General features: G+C 71.0%; 14 protein-coding genes. 8 read left to right on the forward strand and 6 right to left on the reverse strand.

The window, feature by feature from the left end:
- The first annotated feature begins 10 nt into the window (after positions 1-10).
- From ACFQQI_RS17650 to ACFQQI_RS17665, 4 genes are read left to right on the forward strand one after another with little or no spacing between them, the layout of a single operon-like run.
- Positions 11-571 (forward strand): GNAT family N-acetyltransferase, encoded by a 561-nt coding sequence (locus ACFQQI_RS17650; RefSeq protein ID WP_378566380.1) that lies wholly within the window; start codon positions 11-13, stop codon positions 569-571.
- 17 nt (positions 572-588) lie between these two features.
- Positions 589-1,002 (forward strand): tetratricopeptide repeat protein, encoded by a 414-nt coding sequence (locus tag ACFQQI_RS17655; RefSeq protein ID WP_378566383.1) that lies wholly within the window; start codon positions 589-591, stop codon positions 1,000-1,002.
- Positions 1,003-1,017: 15 nt separating this feature from the next.
- Positions 1,018-1,191 carry a hypothetical protein gene (locus ACFQQI_RS17660; protein WP_378566386.1) on the forward strand — a complete coding sequence of 58 codons (174 nt, stop codon included), beginning with the start codon at positions 1,018-1,020 and terminating at the stop codon, positions 1,189-1,191.
- Complete coding sequence (locus tag ACFQQI_RS17665; protein WP_378566388.1) at positions 1,184-1,456, forward strand: hypothetical protein; 273 nt, start codon at positions 1,184-1,186, stop codon at positions 1,454-1,456. The genes ACFQQI_RS17660 and ACFQQI_RS17665 overlap by 8 nt, the downstream gene beginning before the upstream one ends.
- A 3-nt stretch (positions 1,457-1,459) precedes the next feature.
- Here the strand turns inward: ACFQQI_RS17665 and ACFQQI_RS17670 are convergent, their stop codons facing one another.
- The 5 genes from ACFQQI_RS17670 to ACFQQI_RS17690 form a co-directional block, all read right to left on the reverse strand.
- Positions 1,460-2,716 carry a hemolysin family protein gene (locus tag ACFQQI_RS17670; RefSeq protein WP_378566391.1) on the reverse strand — a complete coding sequence of 419 codons (1,257 nt, stop codon included), beginning with the start codon at positions 2,714-2,716 and terminating at the stop codon, positions 1,460-1,462.
- Positions 2,717-2,726: 10 nt separating this feature from the next.
- Entirely contained in the window at positions 2,727-3,887 is a 1,161-nt protein-coding gene (locus ACFQQI_RS17675; RefSeq protein WP_378566394.1) for a PQQ-dependent sugar dehydrogenase, read from the reverse strand.
- Positions 3,888-3,893: 6 nt separating this feature from the next.
- Complete coding sequence (locus ACFQQI_RS17680; protein WP_378566397.1) at positions 3,894-5,063, reverse strand: PQQ-dependent sugar dehydrogenase; 1,170 nt, start codon at positions 5,061-5,063, stop codon at positions 3,894-3,896.
- A 43-nt stretch (positions 5,064-5,106) separates the two neighbouring features.
- A complete protein-coding gene (panB, locus tag ACFQQI_RS17685; RefSeq protein WP_378566400.1) occupies positions 5,107-5,952 on the reverse strand; it encodes a 3-methyl-2-oxobutanoate hydroxymethyltransferase in 846 nt (281 codons plus the stop codon).
- A gap of 145 nt (positions 5,953-6,097) precedes the next feature.
- Positions 6,098-10,165 carry a S8 family serine peptidase gene (locus ACFQQI_RS17690; RefSeq protein ID WP_378566403.1) on the reverse strand — a complete coding sequence of 1,356 codons (4,068 nt, stop codon included), beginning with the start codon at positions 10,163-10,165 and terminating at the stop codon, positions 6,098-6,100.
- A 344-nt stretch (positions 10,166-10,509) separates the two neighbouring features.
- Here ACFQQI_RS17690 and ACFQQI_RS17695 point away from each other — a divergent pair, with 344 nt between their 5' ends.
- Positions 10,510-11,103, forward strand: a complete 594-nt coding sequence (locus ACFQQI_RS17695) for a winged helix-turn-helix domain-containing protein (protein ID WP_378566405.1) — start codon at positions 10,510-10,512, stop codon at positions 11,101-11,103.
- Here ACFQQI_RS17695 and ACFQQI_RS17700 read toward each other — a convergent pair.
- Positions 11,091-11,567 (reverse strand): VOC family protein, encoded by a 477-nt coding sequence (locus tag ACFQQI_RS17700; protein WP_378566408.1) that lies wholly within the window; start codon positions 11,565-11,567, stop codon positions 11,091-11,093. The two genes, ACFQQI_RS17695 and ACFQQI_RS17700, sit on opposite strands and share 13 nt — an antisense overlap.
- A 95-nt stretch (positions 11,568-11,662) precedes the next feature.
- On the opposite strand from ACFQQI_RS17700, the gene ACFQQI_RS17705 reads away from it, so the two are divergent.
- The 3 genes from ACFQQI_RS17705 (at position 11,663) to ACFQQI_RS17715 (ending at position 16,518) form a co-directional block, all read left to right on the forward strand.
- The gene (locus tag ACFQQI_RS17705; protein WP_378566411.1) at positions 11,663-13,702 is read left to right on the forward strand and encodes an NAD(+) synthase; all 2,040 of its coding nucleotides are present in this window, start codon (positions 11,663-11,665) and stop codon (positions 13,700-13,702) included.
- A gap of 93 nt (positions 13,703-13,795) precedes the next feature.
- The gene (locus ACFQQI_RS17710; RefSeq protein WP_378566414.1) at positions 13,796-15,250 is read left to right on the forward strand and encodes a basic amino acid/polyamine antiporter; all 1,455 of its coding nucleotides are present in this window, start codon (positions 13,796-13,798) and stop codon (positions 15,248-15,250) included.
- A gap of 20 nt (positions 15,251-15,270) precedes the next feature.
- On the forward strand, positions 15,271-16,518 hold the full coding sequence (locus ACFQQI_RS17715) for an arginine deiminase (protein WP_378566417.1): 1,248 nt from the start codon (positions 15,271-15,273) through the stop codon (positions 16,516-16,518).
- The last annotated feature ends 5 nt before the right edge of the window (positions 16,519-16,523 follow it).

Genomic DNA, 16,523 nt, shown 5'->3' on the forward strand with positions numbered 1-16,523 from the left:
CGCTGTCGCGGTGCTGACCGAGGGATACGAGATCAGGCCACTGGGCGTCGCGGACGCCGGGGCGCGGGCGGCGGCGTACGCGCGCAACCGCGAGCACCTCGCGCCGTGGGACCCGGTGCGGCCGGAGAGCTTCTTCACCGAGCAGGGGCAGGTCGAGAACATCGAGCAGCAGCTGGTCGACCTGGAGAAGGGGAAGCGGCACGCCTTCATGCTCTGGTACGACGCCGGCGACCGGCAGAGCATCGTCGGCCAGGTGGCCCTCGACAACGTCGTGCGCGGGGTGCTGCAGAGCGGGACGGTCGGCTACTGGCTCGACCACGAGCACCTCGGCAAGGGCCTCGCGACGCAGATGGTCGGCGACGTCGTCGAGTTCGCCAGGGAGATCGGCCTGCACCGGCTCGAGGCCGGGACGATGGTCAGGAACACGGCGTCGCAGGGGGTGCTGCTGCGCAGCGGGTTCACGCAGTACGGCGTGGCCGAGCGCTTCCTCTACATCGCCGGTGGATGGCAGGACCACGTGCTGTTCCAGCGCATCCTGCACGACGAGGCGCCCGGGAATCCCGGGTCCTGAGCGGGCGTTGAGGGGGCATGAACGACGACATGCTGCCCACGCCGCCGGTCGTGTTCCCGGGACAGGCGGCCCCGGAGTCGGCGTACCGCACCGCGTTCGACCTGCTCGCCAACCGCGCGCCCAAGGAGGCGCTCGAGGTGCTCGAGCCGGCGCTGGAGCAGGAGCCCGACAACACCGGCCTGCGCACGATGCGTGCGTGGGCCTACCTGCTGCGCGCGCAGCTCCAGCGCGCCGAGACCGACCTCGAGCAGCTCGTCGAGGAGAACCCCGCCGACGACTGGGCGCAGCACGCGCTCGGGCGCTGCCTCGAGCGCCAGAGCAGGTACGCCGAGGCGCTTCCGCATCTGCGGCTCGCGGCCGCGATGAGTGGCGACCCCGACCACGGGCTGGCAGCGCTGCGCGTGGAGGAGAGGCTCAAGACCGCCGAGTAGGGGTACCTTCCGGCCATGAGCGACTACTGGTTCTGCGTCAAGCACCACCGCGTGGAGCAGGGCGAGGACATGTGCCCGCCGATCGACCGGCTCGGGCCGTACGCCACGCGCGAGGAGGCCGAGGGCGCGCTCGGCAAGGCCGAGCAGCGCAACGAGGAGTGGGACAACGACCCCAACTGGAATGACTGACCCGGTCCGGCAGAAGGCCTCGCCCTGGCCGTTCGTCGGCATGGCCGGCATGGCCTGCGCGTTCTTCCTGTACGCCGCGAGCGGGCTGGTCGCCCCGTTGTGGGCGGCCGTCCTGCTCCTCGTCGTGTGGGCGCTGCTGCTCGTCGTCGCCTGCGCGTGGTGGACTCCGCACCCGCGCCGGGTGCCGGCGGTGGCGGTGTTCGCGGTGGTGCTGTGGTTCGCGGTCGTCACCGCCGGCGGGGCGTGGCTGGGCTGGACGGCCTGACCGTCACCCGGCCGGGCGCACCGTCACCCGCGTGATCCGGTGCCGGTCGACGTCGGAGACGACGAGCTCGTGGCCCTCGACGAACACGACGTCGCCGACCTCGGCGAGCCGGCCGAGGCGGTGCATGACGTAGCCGGCGACGGTCTCGTAGGGGCCGTCCTCGAGAGGCACGCCGGTGTCGCGGGCGAACTCCTCGATCGTCAGCCCCGCGTCGACGACGTCGGGCGCTGTCTCGGGCACCTCCTCGTCGTACTCGTCGCGGATGTCGCCGACGAGCTCCTCGACGAGGTCCTCGAGGGTGACGATGCCGTCGGTGCCGCCGTACTCGTCGACGACGACGGCGATGTGGCGGCCCTCGTCGCGCATCCGGGCCAGCGACGGCAGCACCCGGTTGGTGGCGGGCAGGTGCAGGATGTCGCGGGTCAGCCCCTTGACCCGCCGCTTCGGGTCGGCGCCGAGCAGGTCGCGCACGTGGAGGAAGCCGCGGACGTCGTCCTGGCCCGAGCCGGTCACCGGGAAGCGGGAGTAGGGCTGCGACATCGCGGCCTCGACGGCCTCTGCGACAGTGCTGTCGACGGACAGGAACGCGACGTCGCGGCGCGGCCGCATCACCTCGCTCAGCGAGCGGTCGCCCGCGTCGAAGACGTCGGTCAGGATCTTGCGCTCGTCGTCGGCGAGGCCCTCGTGCTGGTCGACGAGGAACCGCAGCTCCTCGTCGCTGAGCTGCTCCGACGTCGCGCCGGGGTCTCCGCCGAAGAGGCGCACGACGCCGTTGGTGGAGACCGACAGCAGCCACACCACCGGCCGCATGAGTACGGCGAACCGGTCGAGCGGCGCGCCCACGACGTACGAGACGCCGGCGGCGCGCTGCAGCGCGAGCCGCTTCGGCACCAGCTCGCCGAGGACCAGCGACAGGTACGCGATGAAGAGAGTGAGCAGGATCAGCGCGGCGGTGTCGGCCGCGCGCTCACCCAGCCCGAGCTCCTCCAGCACCGGAGCGAAGTCGGGGGCGAGGGTGGAGGCGCCGTACGCCGCCGAGAAGAAGCCGGCCACGGTGACGCCGATCTGCACGGCGGCGAGGAAGCGGTTGGGGTCGCGGGCGACCCGGGCGACCCGCTCGCCCCGGGGGCCGCGCTCGGCGAGCGCGTTGATCTGGCCCTCGCGCAGGGAGACCAGCGCGAGCTCCGTGCCGGCGAACACGCCGCCGACCAGGATGAAGGCCAGGACGAGCAGGAGATTGGTCAGCGTCTGGGCGTCCACCCTCGCGAGGTTAGCCGCGGGGTCGAACTCGCAGGATCGCGTCCCTCCCGTCGCCGTTGTCGGTGGTCACGTAGAACGTCGAGCCGGGGCCGTCGACCACGGTGCGGAGCCGGCCGTAGCTCTTGAGCTCGTCGGGCACCCGCACGCGTCGCAGCGCGCCGTCGGCCGTCAGGCTCAGGAACACCACGCGCGACGCCTTGAGGGCCGCGACGGCGAGGTTGCCGTCGTACGCGCCGAGCCCCGGGCCGCTGACGAACCCGCCACCCGAGGTGGCGAGCGTCGGGTCGCCGGACCTCCACACGGCGTTGACCTGCTTGCCGGGCAGCGAGTGGTCGGTCATCGGGCTGTACTCCCGATAGCCGGGCGCCGGGTCCCAGCCGTAGTTGGCTCCCGCGACCAGCCGGTTGACCTCGTCGTCGCGGTCGGTGCCCTGCTCGATCGACCACAGGGTGCCGTCCTCTCGCTGGGCGAGGCCCTGCACGTTGCGGTGTCCGTAGGTGTGGACGTAGCGCTGGATCCGGTTCTGCGCGTCGGCGAACCGGTTGGTCGGCCACGGCTTGCCGCTGAACCGGTCGAGCCGCAGCGTCTTGCCGCCGAAGGACTGGAGGTCCTGCGGTGACGTGCCGATGACGGCGTCGCCGGTGCCGACGATGAGTGAGCCTTCGGTGTCGATGAGCAGCCGGCAGCCGGCGTGACGGCCGGTCGTCGCCGGGAAGCCCCCGACGAGCTGACGGATCCGCGTCACCTTCGACAGCTTCTCGTCGAGCCGCCACGCCATCACGCGCACGTCGTGGCCGGGGCCCGCGCGGTAGCCGCCCTGACAGGTGTAGATGCGCCGGTTCTCCACGAACTCCGGATCGACGGCGAGGCCGGTCAGGCCTGCCTCGCCGGAGGTCCACACCGAGCCGCTCGGGAATCTCACCCGGTGCTTGCGGCCGTGGTCCCAGACGCTGAGCGTGGCCCGGTCGCGCTGGGTGTAGAGCAGCACGCCCCGGTCGAGCGTGCGGACGTCCCACGGGTGGTCGAGGCCGCGCACGAGGCGCTTCACCGCGAGCTTCGGGTACGCCGCGCGGTCGGCGGACGCGCCGTCCGGAGCGGCGGTGGTGGCCGCAGGGGTGGCGGGCAGGCAGAGGAGGACTGCGATCGTGAGCCCGACGGCGAGGTGGCGCATGTCCGGTCAGCCGACCGGCCGCACGCGCAGGATCGCGTCGGTGCCCCCGCCGTTGTCGGTGGTGACGTAGAACGACGAGCCGGGGCCGTCGACCACGGTGCGGATCCGACCGAACTGCCGGAGCTCGTCCGGCACGTGCACGCGCCGGAGCGAGCCGTCGGCGGCCAAGGTCAGGAACAGGACCCGCGAGGCCTTGAGCGCGGCCACGGCGAGCGTGCCGTCGTACGAGCCGAGCGTCGGACCGTCGACGAAGCCTCCGCCCGACGTGGCGAGCGTCGGGAGGCCCGAGCTCCACACCGCGTTCCTCTGCTTGCCGGGCAGCGAGTGGTCGGTCATCGGGACGCTCTCGTCGTAGCCCGCCCCAGGGTCCCAGCCGTAGTTCCCGCGCTTGACGAGGCGGTTGACCTCGTCGTCCCGATCGCTGCCCTGCTCGATCGACCACAGGGTGCCGTCGGCACGCTGGCTGAGACCCTGCACGTTGCGGTGGCCGTAGGTGAAGACGTAGCGCTGGGCGCGGCTGGCCGCGCCGGCGAACGGGTTGGTCGGCCACGGCCGCCCGGTGAAGCGGTTGAGCCGCAGCGTCTTGCCGCCGAGGGACTGCAGGTCCTGCGGATTGGTCGCCGTGGCCGCGTCGCCGGTGCCGACGAGGAGCGACCCCGCGTCGTCGATGAGCAGTCGGCAGCCGCCGTGCCGTCCGCTGGTGGCGGGGAACCCGCCGATCAGCTGTCGGAGCCTCGTCGCCCGGGTCAGCTTCCCATTGAGCTTCCACGCGATGACCCGGACGTCGTGGCCGGTGGCGGTGGTGCCGCCCTGGCAGGTGTAGACGCGCCGGTTCTTCGCGAAGCGGGGATCCACCTCGAGTCCCATCAACCCGGTCTCGCCGCTCACCCACACCGACCCGCTCGGGAACTTCACGCCGTGCTTGCGGCCGTGGTCCCAGACGCCGAGCGTGGCCCGATCGCGCTGGGTGTAGAGCAGCACGCCCCTGCCGAGCGTGCGGACGTCCCACGGATGGTCGAGGCCGCGCACGATGCGCTTCACCGACAGGGTGGGGTACGCCGCGCGCTCGGCCCCCGACGCTCGGTCGCGGGTGTGGTCGGGCGGGGTGGTGGCCGCCGGAGCGGCGGGTAGCGACAGCAGCAGGGCGGCGGTCAGTCCGAGAGCGAGGGATCGCATGCCGGGAACGTATCCGCCCTGGATGAGAGCAAACCGCGGTCGCTCAGAAGGTGTGCTCCTCGGCCGGGAACGAGCCGGCCTTCACGTCGGCGGCGTACGCCTGCGCCGCCTCGAGGAGTACGCCGTGGAGGTCGGCGTACTGCCGCACGAAGCGGGGCATCCGGCCGGTGCGCAGGCCGAAGGCGTCCTGCCAGACCAGCACCTGGCCGTCGCAATCGGGCCCGGCGCCGATGCCGATGGTGGGGATGCCGACCGACGCGGTGACCTCGGTCGCGACGTCGCCGGGGACCATCTCCATCACGACCGAGAAGGCGCCTGCCTCCTCCATCGCCTGTGCCTCCTCGACGACCCGCTTGGCCGCGTCGCCGCGGCCCTGGACGCGGTAGCCGCCGAGGTTGTGCTCCGACTGCGGGGTGAAGCCGATGTGGGCCATCACCGGGATGCCGCCGTCGGTGAGCTTGCGGACCTGGGGCGCCATCTCGACGCCGCCCTCGAGCTTCACGGCGTGCGCGTTGGCCTCCTTCATGAACCGCACCGCGGTCAGGTAGGCCTGCTCCGGCGACGCCTGGTAGGAGCCGAACGGCAGGTCGGCCACGACCAGGGCGCGGCGTACCGACCGGGTGACGGCGCGCGCGAGCGGGATCAGCTCGTCGACCGTCACGGGGAGGGAGGTCTCGTTGGCGAACACGTTGTTGGACGCACTGTCGCCGACCAGCAGCACCTCGATGCCGGCCTCGTCGAACACCTGGGCGGCGTACTGCTCGTAGGCGGTGAGCATCGCGAACTTCTCGCCGCGCTGCTTCATGTCGCGCAGGTGGTGGGTGCGGATCCGCTTGACCTGCTGGGCCTTGGCCGGACCGGTGCCGTACGGCGCGGTCTCCTCGCTCATGGGTTCTCCCTGACTGTCATCTCGCAGCTCCCTGATGGAGTCCACGGACCGTTGTCAGGCTAGCCCGGGAGAGCGGGCACGAGCCCTGTGTGCCTCGTCACGCCGAGGCACACAGGGCTCGTGGCTGGATCGGATCAGCGGGGCGTCAGCACCTCGCCTTCTTCAGGTTGTAGCTGGAGGTGATGGTGCGGCCGTCGAGGATCTTCACGGTGCGGCTGGTCGGCTTGAAGCCGTCCTTGGCCGCGATCACCGAGTAGGGGTTGCCTCTGCTGTCGAACCACCACGCGTACTTGCCGCTCGCATCGGTGTAGAGGCTGGTGTCGCCCGACCACCAGTCGAACTGGACGGTCGCCTCCTCGATCGGCGCCACCGCACCGGCGCAGTCCGTGCCGCTGACGGTGCCCTGGACCTTGCCCCAGGTCGGCGGGGGCGTGATGTTCATCGTCGCCGCGATCGGCTCCGTCTCGTAGGGCGAGTCGGTGGAGAAGCTGATCCGCGCCGTGTACGTGCCCGGCTGGTCGACCGCGGAGTCGAACGTCGCGAGCACCTGGGTGCTCTCTCCCGGAGCGAGCGTCACCGTGGTCGGGTCGACGGTCAGCCACGGGACGCTGCTGCCGGTCGAGCCGGTCACGTTCAGCACCATGTGGAAGCCCGGGAACCCGAGACCAGCGGCGTCGGTCGGCTCCGGCGTGCCGCACGTGGCCGAGCGCAGGTACGTCGGACCCGTCTGGCCGTCGTCGTTCGAGCCGACGAAGAACGCCCGTCCCGTGCCCGCCTGGTCGGGTGAGTCGATCTCGACGACCAGGCTGGAGCCGGCGGGCGCCGTACCCTCCACCGGGACCGTGACCAGGGTGAGGTCCTGCGGGCTGAGCGTCTCCTGCGTGGAGCCGATCAGGGTCATGTTCGCGTAGGTGAGCGGGCCGTCGACCGTGTAGAGGTTCACGTTCATCGGCAGGTCACCCCCGCGGACGGTCTCGACCCCGAACGACACGCTCGTGACGTTGAAGTCCGTCGTGATGTCGAACTCCTCCAGCGGGAAGACCCGCAGCCACGAGGTGTCCCGGGTCTCACCGGTCGCCGAGTTCGAGCAGGCGATCGAGTTGTTGGTGACGATCTCCTGCGACACCGACTCGGTGATGGTCACCTCGTCGTTGGCCTGCATCGGCACCTCCGGCGTCGCCGACTTGCCGGGCTCGAGCCCGGACGTGCCGAACCGCGTGCCGTTCGCCGAGCCGAAGCCACCGGACGACTTGCTCGCGGACGAGAAGTCGGCACTCCGGGCCGCCGTGGCCGCAGCCTCGGCGTTGTCCATCTGGCGCAGGGTGCTCGCCGTACCGGCTCCGCCGCCCAGCATCTCGAACCCACCGCCGCCGGTCGACATCTCCACGTTCAGGGGAGCGGTGCCGGAGTTGGTGAGGGTGAAGGTGCGGTCGACCGTGCCGTTCCCCAGCCGCCTGGTGACCGAGATGCTCGGCTTGTCGACGGTGAGCTGGCCGGCCGCCAGGCGGAAGTTGGCCGCGACCGTCCCGCTGCGCGGCACGTTCACGGTCTTCGTCTGCGCCACGTACAGCTCGGCGCTGGCCTCGAAGGCGTGCCGACCGGTGAGCGACGAGTACAGCTGGTAGAAGCCGTCGTCGACCGCCGGGTCGTCCGGCGTGGCCCGCGTGGTCGCGGTGTCGGCCGGGTGGTCGAGGCTGGTCACGGTCGCGTCGTCGACGCCGGCGCGGCCGGTCGAGCCACGGACGTTGCCGACGACGAGGCCGCCGCCGGTCGGGTCACAGGTGCGGTTGCCGATGAAGACGTCGTCGACCTGCCACCACCACGCGTACGACGCGTCGTAGTAGTGGAACCGGACCTGCACCTCGGACTGACCGGCCGCCATCGGCAGCTGGACGACGTCGGTGCGCGGGCCGCGGATGTCGGTCTCCTGGTGGAGCACCGTCTCCCAGGTGGCGCCGCCGTCGATGCTGACGTCGACGTCCGCGGAGTCGCCCAGGTTGTTGTAGTCCTGCGCGAACCCGACGATCGGGGCGGTCAGGCCGGACATGTCGATGACCGGGGAGACGAGCGAGGTGTCCTGGTCGCCGGTCGACCCGTACTTGTCGCTGTCGACGATGGCGAAGCCGCCCGAGCCGCCGGTCAGGTTCTGCCGGTTGCCCGGGTTGTTGAAGGCCCAGACCTGGCCGTTGCCGAGCCCGTCGGTCACGGTCCACCCGGCGGGCACGGTGCCGCCGGAGAACGGCTCGGTGTCACCCGCGGTGTTGAAGGCGTAGCCCGGGGTGATGCAGGTGCTGTCGTCGACCAGGAGCTCGACGTCCTGGGCGACGTTCGAGCCGCCGACCTCGACCTCGTGGGTCGCCGGCAGGTAGCCGGGCAGGTCGGCGTCCACCGTCATCGAGTACGTCGCGCCGCTGGGCAGCTCGACGCTGTAGTCGCCGGTGACGGGGTCGGTCCACACGTCGGGCGCGGGCCCGGCGATGTCGATCTCGGCGTAGAGCGGCCAACCCTGCCCGCTGCCGTCCGTCACGCTGCCCGTCACCGTCACCAGGGGCGACGCCGTCAGGGCGAAGTCCCTCGTGGTGGTCGCACCGGTCGCCACGGTCGCCTGGGCGCTCTCGTCGCCGTACCCGAACGCCGAGGCCGTGACGTCGTAGTCACCGGTCGGCAGACGCAGTGAGTAGCCGCCGTCGGCGTCGGTCGTGGTGGAGCGGTCGAACTCGCCCTCGACCGCGACGGTCGCGCCGTCGATCGGGTCACCCGTGGCGTCGTCGGTGACGGTGCCCTCGATGAGCCCGGTGTCGCCGACCGGGGCGGCCCGGAGCAGCGCGAGCGCGTCGAGCCGGCCCTCCCCGAAGACGTTGTTGTCGTCGGCGGTGCCGCCGCACGTCGTGTTGCTCGCGTCGACGGCGTTGCCGTCGAGCAGGGCGCGGGTGGCGTCGATGTCACCGCGCAGCGCCGGTGCGGCGCTCCACAGCAGCGCGATGGTGCCGGCGAGGTGCGGGGACGCCATCGACGTACCGCTGTAGTTGCCGTAGGCATTGCCGGGAAGGCTGGACCTCACGTTGACGCCGGGCGCCGAGATGTTGGGCTTGATCTCGCCGTCCTGGCCGGCGCCGCGCGAGGAGAAGCCGGCGATCGCGTTGTTCACGTCGTACGCGCCGACGGAGTAGTTGATGATCCGGCTGCCCGGCGACCCGGAGGTCTGGCAGGCCGGTCCGCTGTTGCCGTTGGACCAGCTGCCGAAGATGCCGGAGGCCTCCCAGGCCAGCTCGATGTCCTCCATGAACGGGTCGTTGCTGGGGAGCTCGGAGCCCCACGAGTTGTTGATGATGTCGGGCCGCTTGGAGACGTCGGCGTTCTCGCCCTCGAGGTCCGTCGGCGCGAGCATCCACTGGCCGGAGTCGATCAGCGCCTGGTCGGAGGGGCAGCACCCGTTGGCGGCGATCCAGGTCGCGCCGGGCGCGACGCCGATCTGGTTGGCGCCGCCGTCGCTGCCGACCATCGTGCCCATCGTGTGCGAGCCGTGGCCGTTGTTGTCGCACGGGGTGTCGCCGCACGAGCCGCTGGCGTCGAACCAGTTGTAGTCGTGGGTGTACGTGCCGTCGCCGTTGTTGCCGCGGTACTGCGTGGCGAGGGCCGGGTGGTCGTACTGCACGCCGGTGTCGATGTTCGCGATCACGATGTCCTCGCCGAGGTCGCCGAACTCGGTCCACACGTCGTCGGCGTTGATGTTGGCGACGCCCCACTCGACCGCGTTGGGCGTGCGGACGTCCTTGCCCTGCTTCGGCTCCTCGAGGCGGTAGTCGAACGTCGGGAAGAGCGCCTTCACCTCAGGCTGCGCGGTCAGGTCGGCGGCGAGCTGCTCGCTGCCGGCCTGCACGCGGATCGCGTTCGTGGCCCAGAACGACTCGTACGACGTACCGGCGTCGTCGAGCAGCGCGCGGACGTCGCGCTGGGAGTCCCGGGCGGTCTTGCGGAGCTGGTCGTAGACGAACTGGCCGCGAGCGGTGCGGTCCTTGATCTTCGAGGCCTTGGACAGGTCGGCCCGGTCGGCGAACCGGACCCAGAACGTCGCGGTGCCCTTCTCGGCCAGCTGCTGGGCGAGCTTGGGCTTGATCTTGTCGGGCTCCGGGTCGGCGGGCGCGCCGGCAGCGTTGGTGGGTGCGGCGAGAGCCAGGACGCTCGTGACGAGCAGCAGACTGGCGATCGTCACGAGGAGACGCCGGGATCGTCCGGCGCCGCGACCCCGCGAGCGGGGTTCAGGCAGGCGTGATGACATGCGTTGGTCCTCCCGAGAACGGACCCCGGAGACGGGTTGTCCCCGGGCCGGAGCGCTGACGCTAGGGACGCCGACGCGGGCGCGACAACGGGATCAGGCGGGCAACTTGCGGGCGATCCGCGGGCAACGCGGGCAAACCTGCGGCGGCTTCGGGGCAGCCGCCCGATTTCCTCGGTGCGAATCCTCCTTGACGACCTCGGATCGATACAGGAGGGTGTTGGACACCTTGGAAAGGACGGGGTGTGTCTCTCGCTCGGGGAGAAAGACCAGTCCGCGTGGTGCCGGATCAGCGCGCGCCGTTGCCCGGCTCCGACGGACCTGCCATCGTCATCGCGGTGGCGCCCACGGCCGCGGATCGGGTGCGAATCGCCGACGCGGTGGGCGGGGCTGCGCCCGTCCTGCTCGTCGGCTCGGTGCGTGAGGCGGTGCGGCTCCTGCTGCGGGACGTCTCGGTCGCCGGGGAGACGGGCGTCGTCGACCCGCTCGAGCCGGTGGCCCTGGTCGACACCGTCGAGAGTGTCGAGACCGTCGACACGGTCGGGCTCGAGCCCGTCGCCGACCCCGCCGTCGACTTCCTCATCGACTCCGACGCCCGGGTGGTGCGCTGCGGTGACCAGTACGTCGACCTGTCGCCGCTGGAGCACGACCTGCTGGTCAGCCTGCACCGGGCGGGCGGCCACATCCGGACGTTCGCGTGGCTGCAGCAGCACGTCTGGCACAACGACCACCAGGGGAGCCGGTCGCACGTGCAGAGCGTCGTGAAGCGGCTGCGCCGCAAGCTCGCCGAGATCGGCAGCCCGGTGCAGATCGACGGCGTCCGCGGCGTCGGGCTGCGGCTGGTGGCGGCCGGGGCCGACCGCTACCTCGGCTGAGCCACGCCCGCGGCATCCGCCGCGGCCTCGATGTCGGCGATCACGATCTTCTGCATCCGCATCACCGCGGCGATCGCCGCCTTCGCCCGCGCCGGATCCGTGTCGGACACGAGCTCGTAGAGCCGGGTCGGGACGATCTGCCAGGACAGCCCGAACCGGTCCTCCAGCCACGCGCAGCTGCCCGGCCGGCCGCCGTCGACGAGCGTGTCCCAGTAGTAGTCGACCTCGGACTGGTCCGCGCAGCTGACGCTGAGCGAGATGGTCTCGGTGAACCCGGCATGCACCGGTCCGCCGTTGATGCCGCGAAAGGGCTGACCGTCCAGCGTCCACTCCGCGGCCAGCACCCGGCCGAGATCGTCGTGCGAGATCCCGGTGACCGTCGAGTTCGGGAAGACGCGTGTGTAGAAGTCCACGGCCTCCATGAGGTCGTCGTCGAACCACAGGCAGGTGCTGATCTCGGGCATGCCACTCCGACTGCGCCGCACGGGAGAACTCATCGGAGACCGGCGAGCGCTCGCCCCGCGGCCCCGGCCAGCCGCAGACTCCTAGACTCGAGCACGTGGACTTCTACTCCGCCTATGCCCATGGGTTCGCGCGGGTGGCCGCGTGCACCCTGCCGGTCACGATCGCCGATCCCGCGGCCAACGCGCGCACCATCCTCGAGCAGGCCAACGACCTGCACGACGAGGGCGTGGCCGTGGCGGTGTTCCCGGAGCTGTCGCTGACCGGCTACTCCGTCGAGGACCTCTTCCTCCAGGACCGGCTGCTCGAGGCCGTCGAGGCGGCGATCGCCGACCTCGCCGCCGGCACGACGGACCTGCGCCCCGTCCTGGTCGTCGGCGCGCCGCTCGTGCACGGCGCACGCGTGGTCAACTGCGCGGTCGTCATCCACGGGGGCCGGGTGCTGGGCGTCGCTCCGAAGTCCTACCTGCCGACCTACCGGGAGTTCTACGAGCGGCGCTGGTTCGCGCCCGGCGACGACCGGCGCTCGGAGACGATCCGGCTCTGCGGCGCCGACGTGCCGTTCGGGCCCGACCTGGTCTTCGAGGCGACCGACGTGCGCGCGCTGCGGCTGCACGCCGAGGTCTGCGAGGACATGTGGGTGCCGATCCCGCCGAGCGCGGAGGCGGCCCTCGCGGGCGCGACCGTGCTCGCCAACCTGTCCGGCAGCCCGATCACGGTCGCCCGCGCCGAGGACCGAAGGCTGCTGGTGCGCAGCGCGAGCGCGCGGTGCGTCGCGGCGTACGTCTTCGCGGCCGCGGGCCAGGGCGAGTCGACGACGGACCTGTCATGGGACGGTCAGACGATGGTCTACGAGTGCGGCGAGCTGCTGGGGGAGTCCGAGCGGTTCCCCGAGGGGCCGCGGCAGACCATCGTCGACGTCGACCTCGACCGGATCCGACAGGACCGCCTGCGCATGGGCACCTTCGACGACAACCGGCGCACGCACGACGACCGGGTCCGCGGCTTCCGCACCATCCGCTTCGAGCTGCGGCCGCCGTCGGGGGACATCGGGCTGCGGCGCAAGGTGGACCGCTTCCCGTTCGTGCCCGACGAGGCGGAGCGGCTGGCACTCGACTGCTACGAGGCCTACAACATCCAGGTCTCCGGGCTGGAGCAGCGGCTGCACGCGATCGGCCAGCCGAAGGTCGTGATCGGCGTCAGCGGCGGGCTCGACTCCACCCACGCGCTGATCGTCGCGGCGAAGGCGATGGACCGCCTCGGCCGGTCGCGCGAGGAGATCCACGCGTTCACGCTGCCGGGCTTCGCGACCGGCGACACCACGAAGTCGTACGCCACGCGGCTCTCGAAGTCGCTCGGCGTGCACTTCGAGGAGATCGACATCACCGCCGCGGCCAACCAGCTGCTCGCCGACCTCGACCACCCGTACGCCGAGGGCGAGGAGGTCTACGACGTCACGTTCGAGAACGTCCAGGCGGGGCTGCGCACCGACTACCTCTTCCGGCTCGCGAACCACCGCGGCGGCATCGTGCTCGGCACCGGCGACCTCTCCGAGCTGGCGCTCGGCTGGTGCACGTACGGCGTCGGCGACCAGATGTCGCACTACAACGTCAACGCCGGCGTGCCGAAGACCCTCATCCAGCACCTGATCCGCTGGGTCGCCGGCAACGGCGAGTTCGAGGACGAGACCAACGAGCTGCTGCTCGAGATCGTCGAGCAGGAGATCACGCCGGAGCTGATCCCGACCCGCGAGGACCACCTGCCGCAGTCCACCGAGGCCTCGGTCGGCCCGTACTCGCTGCAGGACTTCACGCTGTTCCAGGTGCTGCGTCGCGGCTCCCGGCCCAGCCGCATCGCGTTCCTGGCTTGGCACGCCTGGCGCGACGCCGACGCGGGGGAGTGGCCCCCGAACTACCCGGACGAGCGGCGCACGGCGTACGACCTGACGGCGATCCGGCAGTGGCTCGAGGTCTTCACCAAGCGCTTCTTCGCCAGCCAGTTCAAGCGCTCCGCGCTCCCGAACGGTCCGAAGGTCAGCCACGGCGGCACCATGTCGCCGCGCGGCGACTGGCGGATGCCGTCGGACGCCGGCCCGGCGGCGTGGCTGGCCGAGATAGCGGAGATTCCGGAGTGCTGACGACCCGGGACTTCGCGCCGGTTCGCCCGTAGCGGGTGAAGCCGCGCGGGGCGGCGGGTCTCCAAGATCGGGGAGGCATCGAGAGGAGCCGGAATGACCACCGACACCGCCCGGGCGTCCGAGGGCGCCGCCGCCAAGCTGAGCGTCCCCACGCTGACCGCGATGGTCGTCGGTGGCATGGTCGGTGCAGGGGTGTTCTCCCTGCCGGCCCGGTTCGGCGTCGCGACGGGCATCCTCGGATCGCTCATCGCGTGGGCGGTGGCCGGCACCGGGATGCTGATGCTCGCGTTCGTCTTCCAGAACCTCGCGATCCGCAAGCCCGACCTCGACTCCGGCGTGTTCATCTACGCGAAGGCCGGGTTCGGCGACTACGCGGGCTTCAACTCCGCGATCGGGTTCTGGGCCAGTGCGGTCGCGGGCAACACCTTCTACTGGGTGTTCATCGGGTCGACGCTCGGCGCGTTCTTCGACAGCTTCGGTGACGGCGACACGGTCCTGGCGGTGGCGCTGGGGACGGCGGGGGTGTGGGTCTTCCACTACCTGATCGCCCGTGGCGTGCGGGACGCGGCGGTGATCAACCGGATCGTGACGGTGTTCAAGGTCGTGCCGATCCTGGTGTTCATCGTCGTCATGTTCTTCTACTTCGACGCGGGTGTGTTCTCGGACAACTGGACGGCCTACGGCTACGGCGACCTGGGGTCTCTGGACGAGCAGGTGCGCAACACGATGCTGATCACGACCTTCGTCTTCATCGGCATCGAGGGCGCCAGCGTCTACTCCCGCTACGCGAGGCGCCGCGAGGACGTCGGCAGGGCGACCGTGCTCGGCTTCCTGTCGGTGCTGTCGATCTTCTCGCTGGTCACGCTGGCCAGCTATGCCGCCGTGCCGCAGCCCGAGCTGGCCGCGACGCGGCAGCCGTCGATGGTCGGCGTGTTCGAGTCCCAGGTCGGCGACTGGGGTGAGGTGTTCATCAGCGTCGCCGTGATCGTGTCGGTGCTCGGCGCCTACCTCGCGTGGACGCTGATGGCGGCCGAGGTCATGTACATCCCGGCGCGCCAGGACGACTTCCCGGAGTTCCTGGGCCAGGAGAACGCCAACGGCACGCCGATCACCGCGCTGGTGGTGACGTCGCTGGCGGTGCAGGGGCTGCTCGCGCTGACGCTCTTCGTCAACGACGCGCTCAACTTCATGCTCGACCTCTCGACCAGCCTGGCGCTGCTGCCCTACCTCCTGGCCGCGGCGTACGCGCTCAAGCTCGGGCTCACCGGCGAGGCCTACGAGGGCGTCGCCGCCGCGGTCAGGCGCAAGGAGACGATCGTCGCCGGGGTGGCGACGGCGTACACGATCTTCCTCTTCGACGCGGCCGGCCTGAAGTTCGTGCTGCTGATGACGATCCTCCTCGCGCCGGCCTCGCTGCTCTACGTCAAGGCGCGCAGCGAGCACGGTCTCCGACTGTTCACCCCCGCCGAGGTCGGGCTCTTCGTGCTGATCGTCGCCGGCGGCACCATCGGTGCCATCGGCCTCTGGACCGGACGCATCACCCTCTGACCAACGAAAGGACCAGGAGCATGAGCCTCTCGTCGACGTACGGCGTGCACTCGGAGGTCGGCCGGCTGCGCAAGGTGCTGGTCTGCGCCCCCGGCCTCGCGCACCGGCGGCTGACCCCGAGCAACAACGATGCGCTGCTCTTCGACGACGTCATGTGGGTCGAGAACGCGCAGCGCGACCACGCCGACTTCGTCAACAAGCTGACGCAGCGCGGCGTCGAGGTCGTCGAGCTCCACGACCTCCTGGCCGAGACGCTGGCGGCGCCGGGCGGCAAGGACTGGATCCTGGACCGCAAGATCGTGCCCAACCAGGTCGGGCTCGGCCTGGTCGACGACACCCGCAGCTACCTGGAGGGCCTGCCGGAGCGGCAGCTCGCCGAGTACCTCATCGGCGGCCTCGCCACCCACGACCTCCCGGCGGACTTCCGGTCGGCGTACATCAGCCTTGCCCGCGAGTCGACCGGTGCCCGCGAGTACCTGATGCCGCCGCTGCCCAACACGCTCTACACGCGCGACACGACCTGCTGGCTGTACGGCGGGCTGACGATGAACCCGCTCTACTGGGCCGCCCGGAAGGAGGAGACCCTCCTCTACAAGGCGATCTACCAGCACCACCCCGACTACGTCGGGTCGACGATCTGGTGGGGCGACCCCGAGCAGGACTGGGGCCAGGCCAGCTTCGAGGGCGGCGACGTGATGCCCGTCGGGAACGGCGTCGTGCTCATCGGCATGAGCGAGCGGACGTCGCGACAGGCGATCACCCAGGTCGCGAAGGCGCTCTTCGACCAGGGTGCCGCGACGAGGGTGATCGTCGCCGGGATGCCCAAGCTGCGGGCCGCGATGCACCTCGACACGGTGTTCACGTTCGTCGACCGCGACGTCGTCACGCTCTACCCGACGATCATGGGCGCGGTGCACACCTTCACCCTCACTCCGTCCGACACGGCGCCCGGGGTGGAGGTCCGCGACGAGGGCTCGGCCGCGTTCGTCGACGTCGTGGCACGCGAGCTGGGCCTGCCCTCGATCCGGGTCATCGACACCGGTGGTGACGTGTACCAGTCCGAGCGGCAGCAGTGGGACAGCGGCAACAACGCCGTCGCTCTCGAGCCCGGTGTGGTGTTCACCTACGACCGCAACACGCTCACGAACACGCTGCTGCGCAAGGCGGGCATCGAGGTGATCACGATCGTGGGCGCCGAGCTCGGCCGGGGTCGGGGCGGCGGGCACTGCATGACCTGCCCGATCGTCCGGGATCCGGTTGACTTCTGAGGATC

It is taken from the genome of Nocardioides sp. GCM10030259, assembly GCF_042666375.1.
Lineage (GTDB): Bacteria > Actinomycetota > Actinomycetes > Propionibacteriales > Nocardioidaceae > Nocardioides.

Bases quoted from the DNA above. Each gene is read 5' to 3' on its own strand.
- ACFQQI_RS17655 (WP_378566383.1), top strand. From the start codon at position 589: ATGAACGACGACATGCTGCCCACGCCGCCGGTCGTGTTCCCGGGACAG.
- ACFQQI_RS17660 (WP_378566386.1), top strand. From the start codon at position 1,018: ATGAGCGACTACTGGTTCTGCGTCAAGCACCACCGCGTGGAGCAGGGC.
- ACFQQI_RS17665 (WP_378566388.1), top strand. From the start codon at position 1,184: ATGACTGACCCGGTCCGGCAGAAGGCCTCGCCCTGGCCGTTCGTCGGC.
- ACFQQI_RS17675 (WP_378566394.1), bottom strand. From the start codon at position 3,887: ATGCGCCACCTCGCCGTCGGGCTCACGATCGCAGTCCTCCTCTGCCTG.
- ACFQQI_RS17680 (WP_378566397.1), bottom strand. From the start codon at position 5,063: ATGCGATCCCTCGCTCTCGGACTGACCGCCGCCCTGCTGCTGTCGCTA.
- panB (WP_378566400.1), bottom strand. From the start codon at position 5,952: ATGAGCGAGGAGACCGCGCCGTACGGCACCGGTCCGGCCAAGGCCCAG.
- ACFQQI_RS17700 (WP_378566408.1), bottom strand. From the start codon at position 11,567: ATGCCCGAGATCAGCACCTGCCTGTGGTTCGACGACGACCTCATGGAG.
- ACFQQI_RS17710 (WP_378566414.1), top strand. From the start codon at position 13,796: ATGACCACCGACACCGCCCGGGCGTCCGAGGGCGCCGCCGCCAAGCTG.
- ACFQQI_RS17715 (WP_378566417.1), top strand. From the start codon at position 15,271: ATGAGCCTCTCGTCGACGTACGGCGTGCACTCGGAGGTCGGCCGGCTG.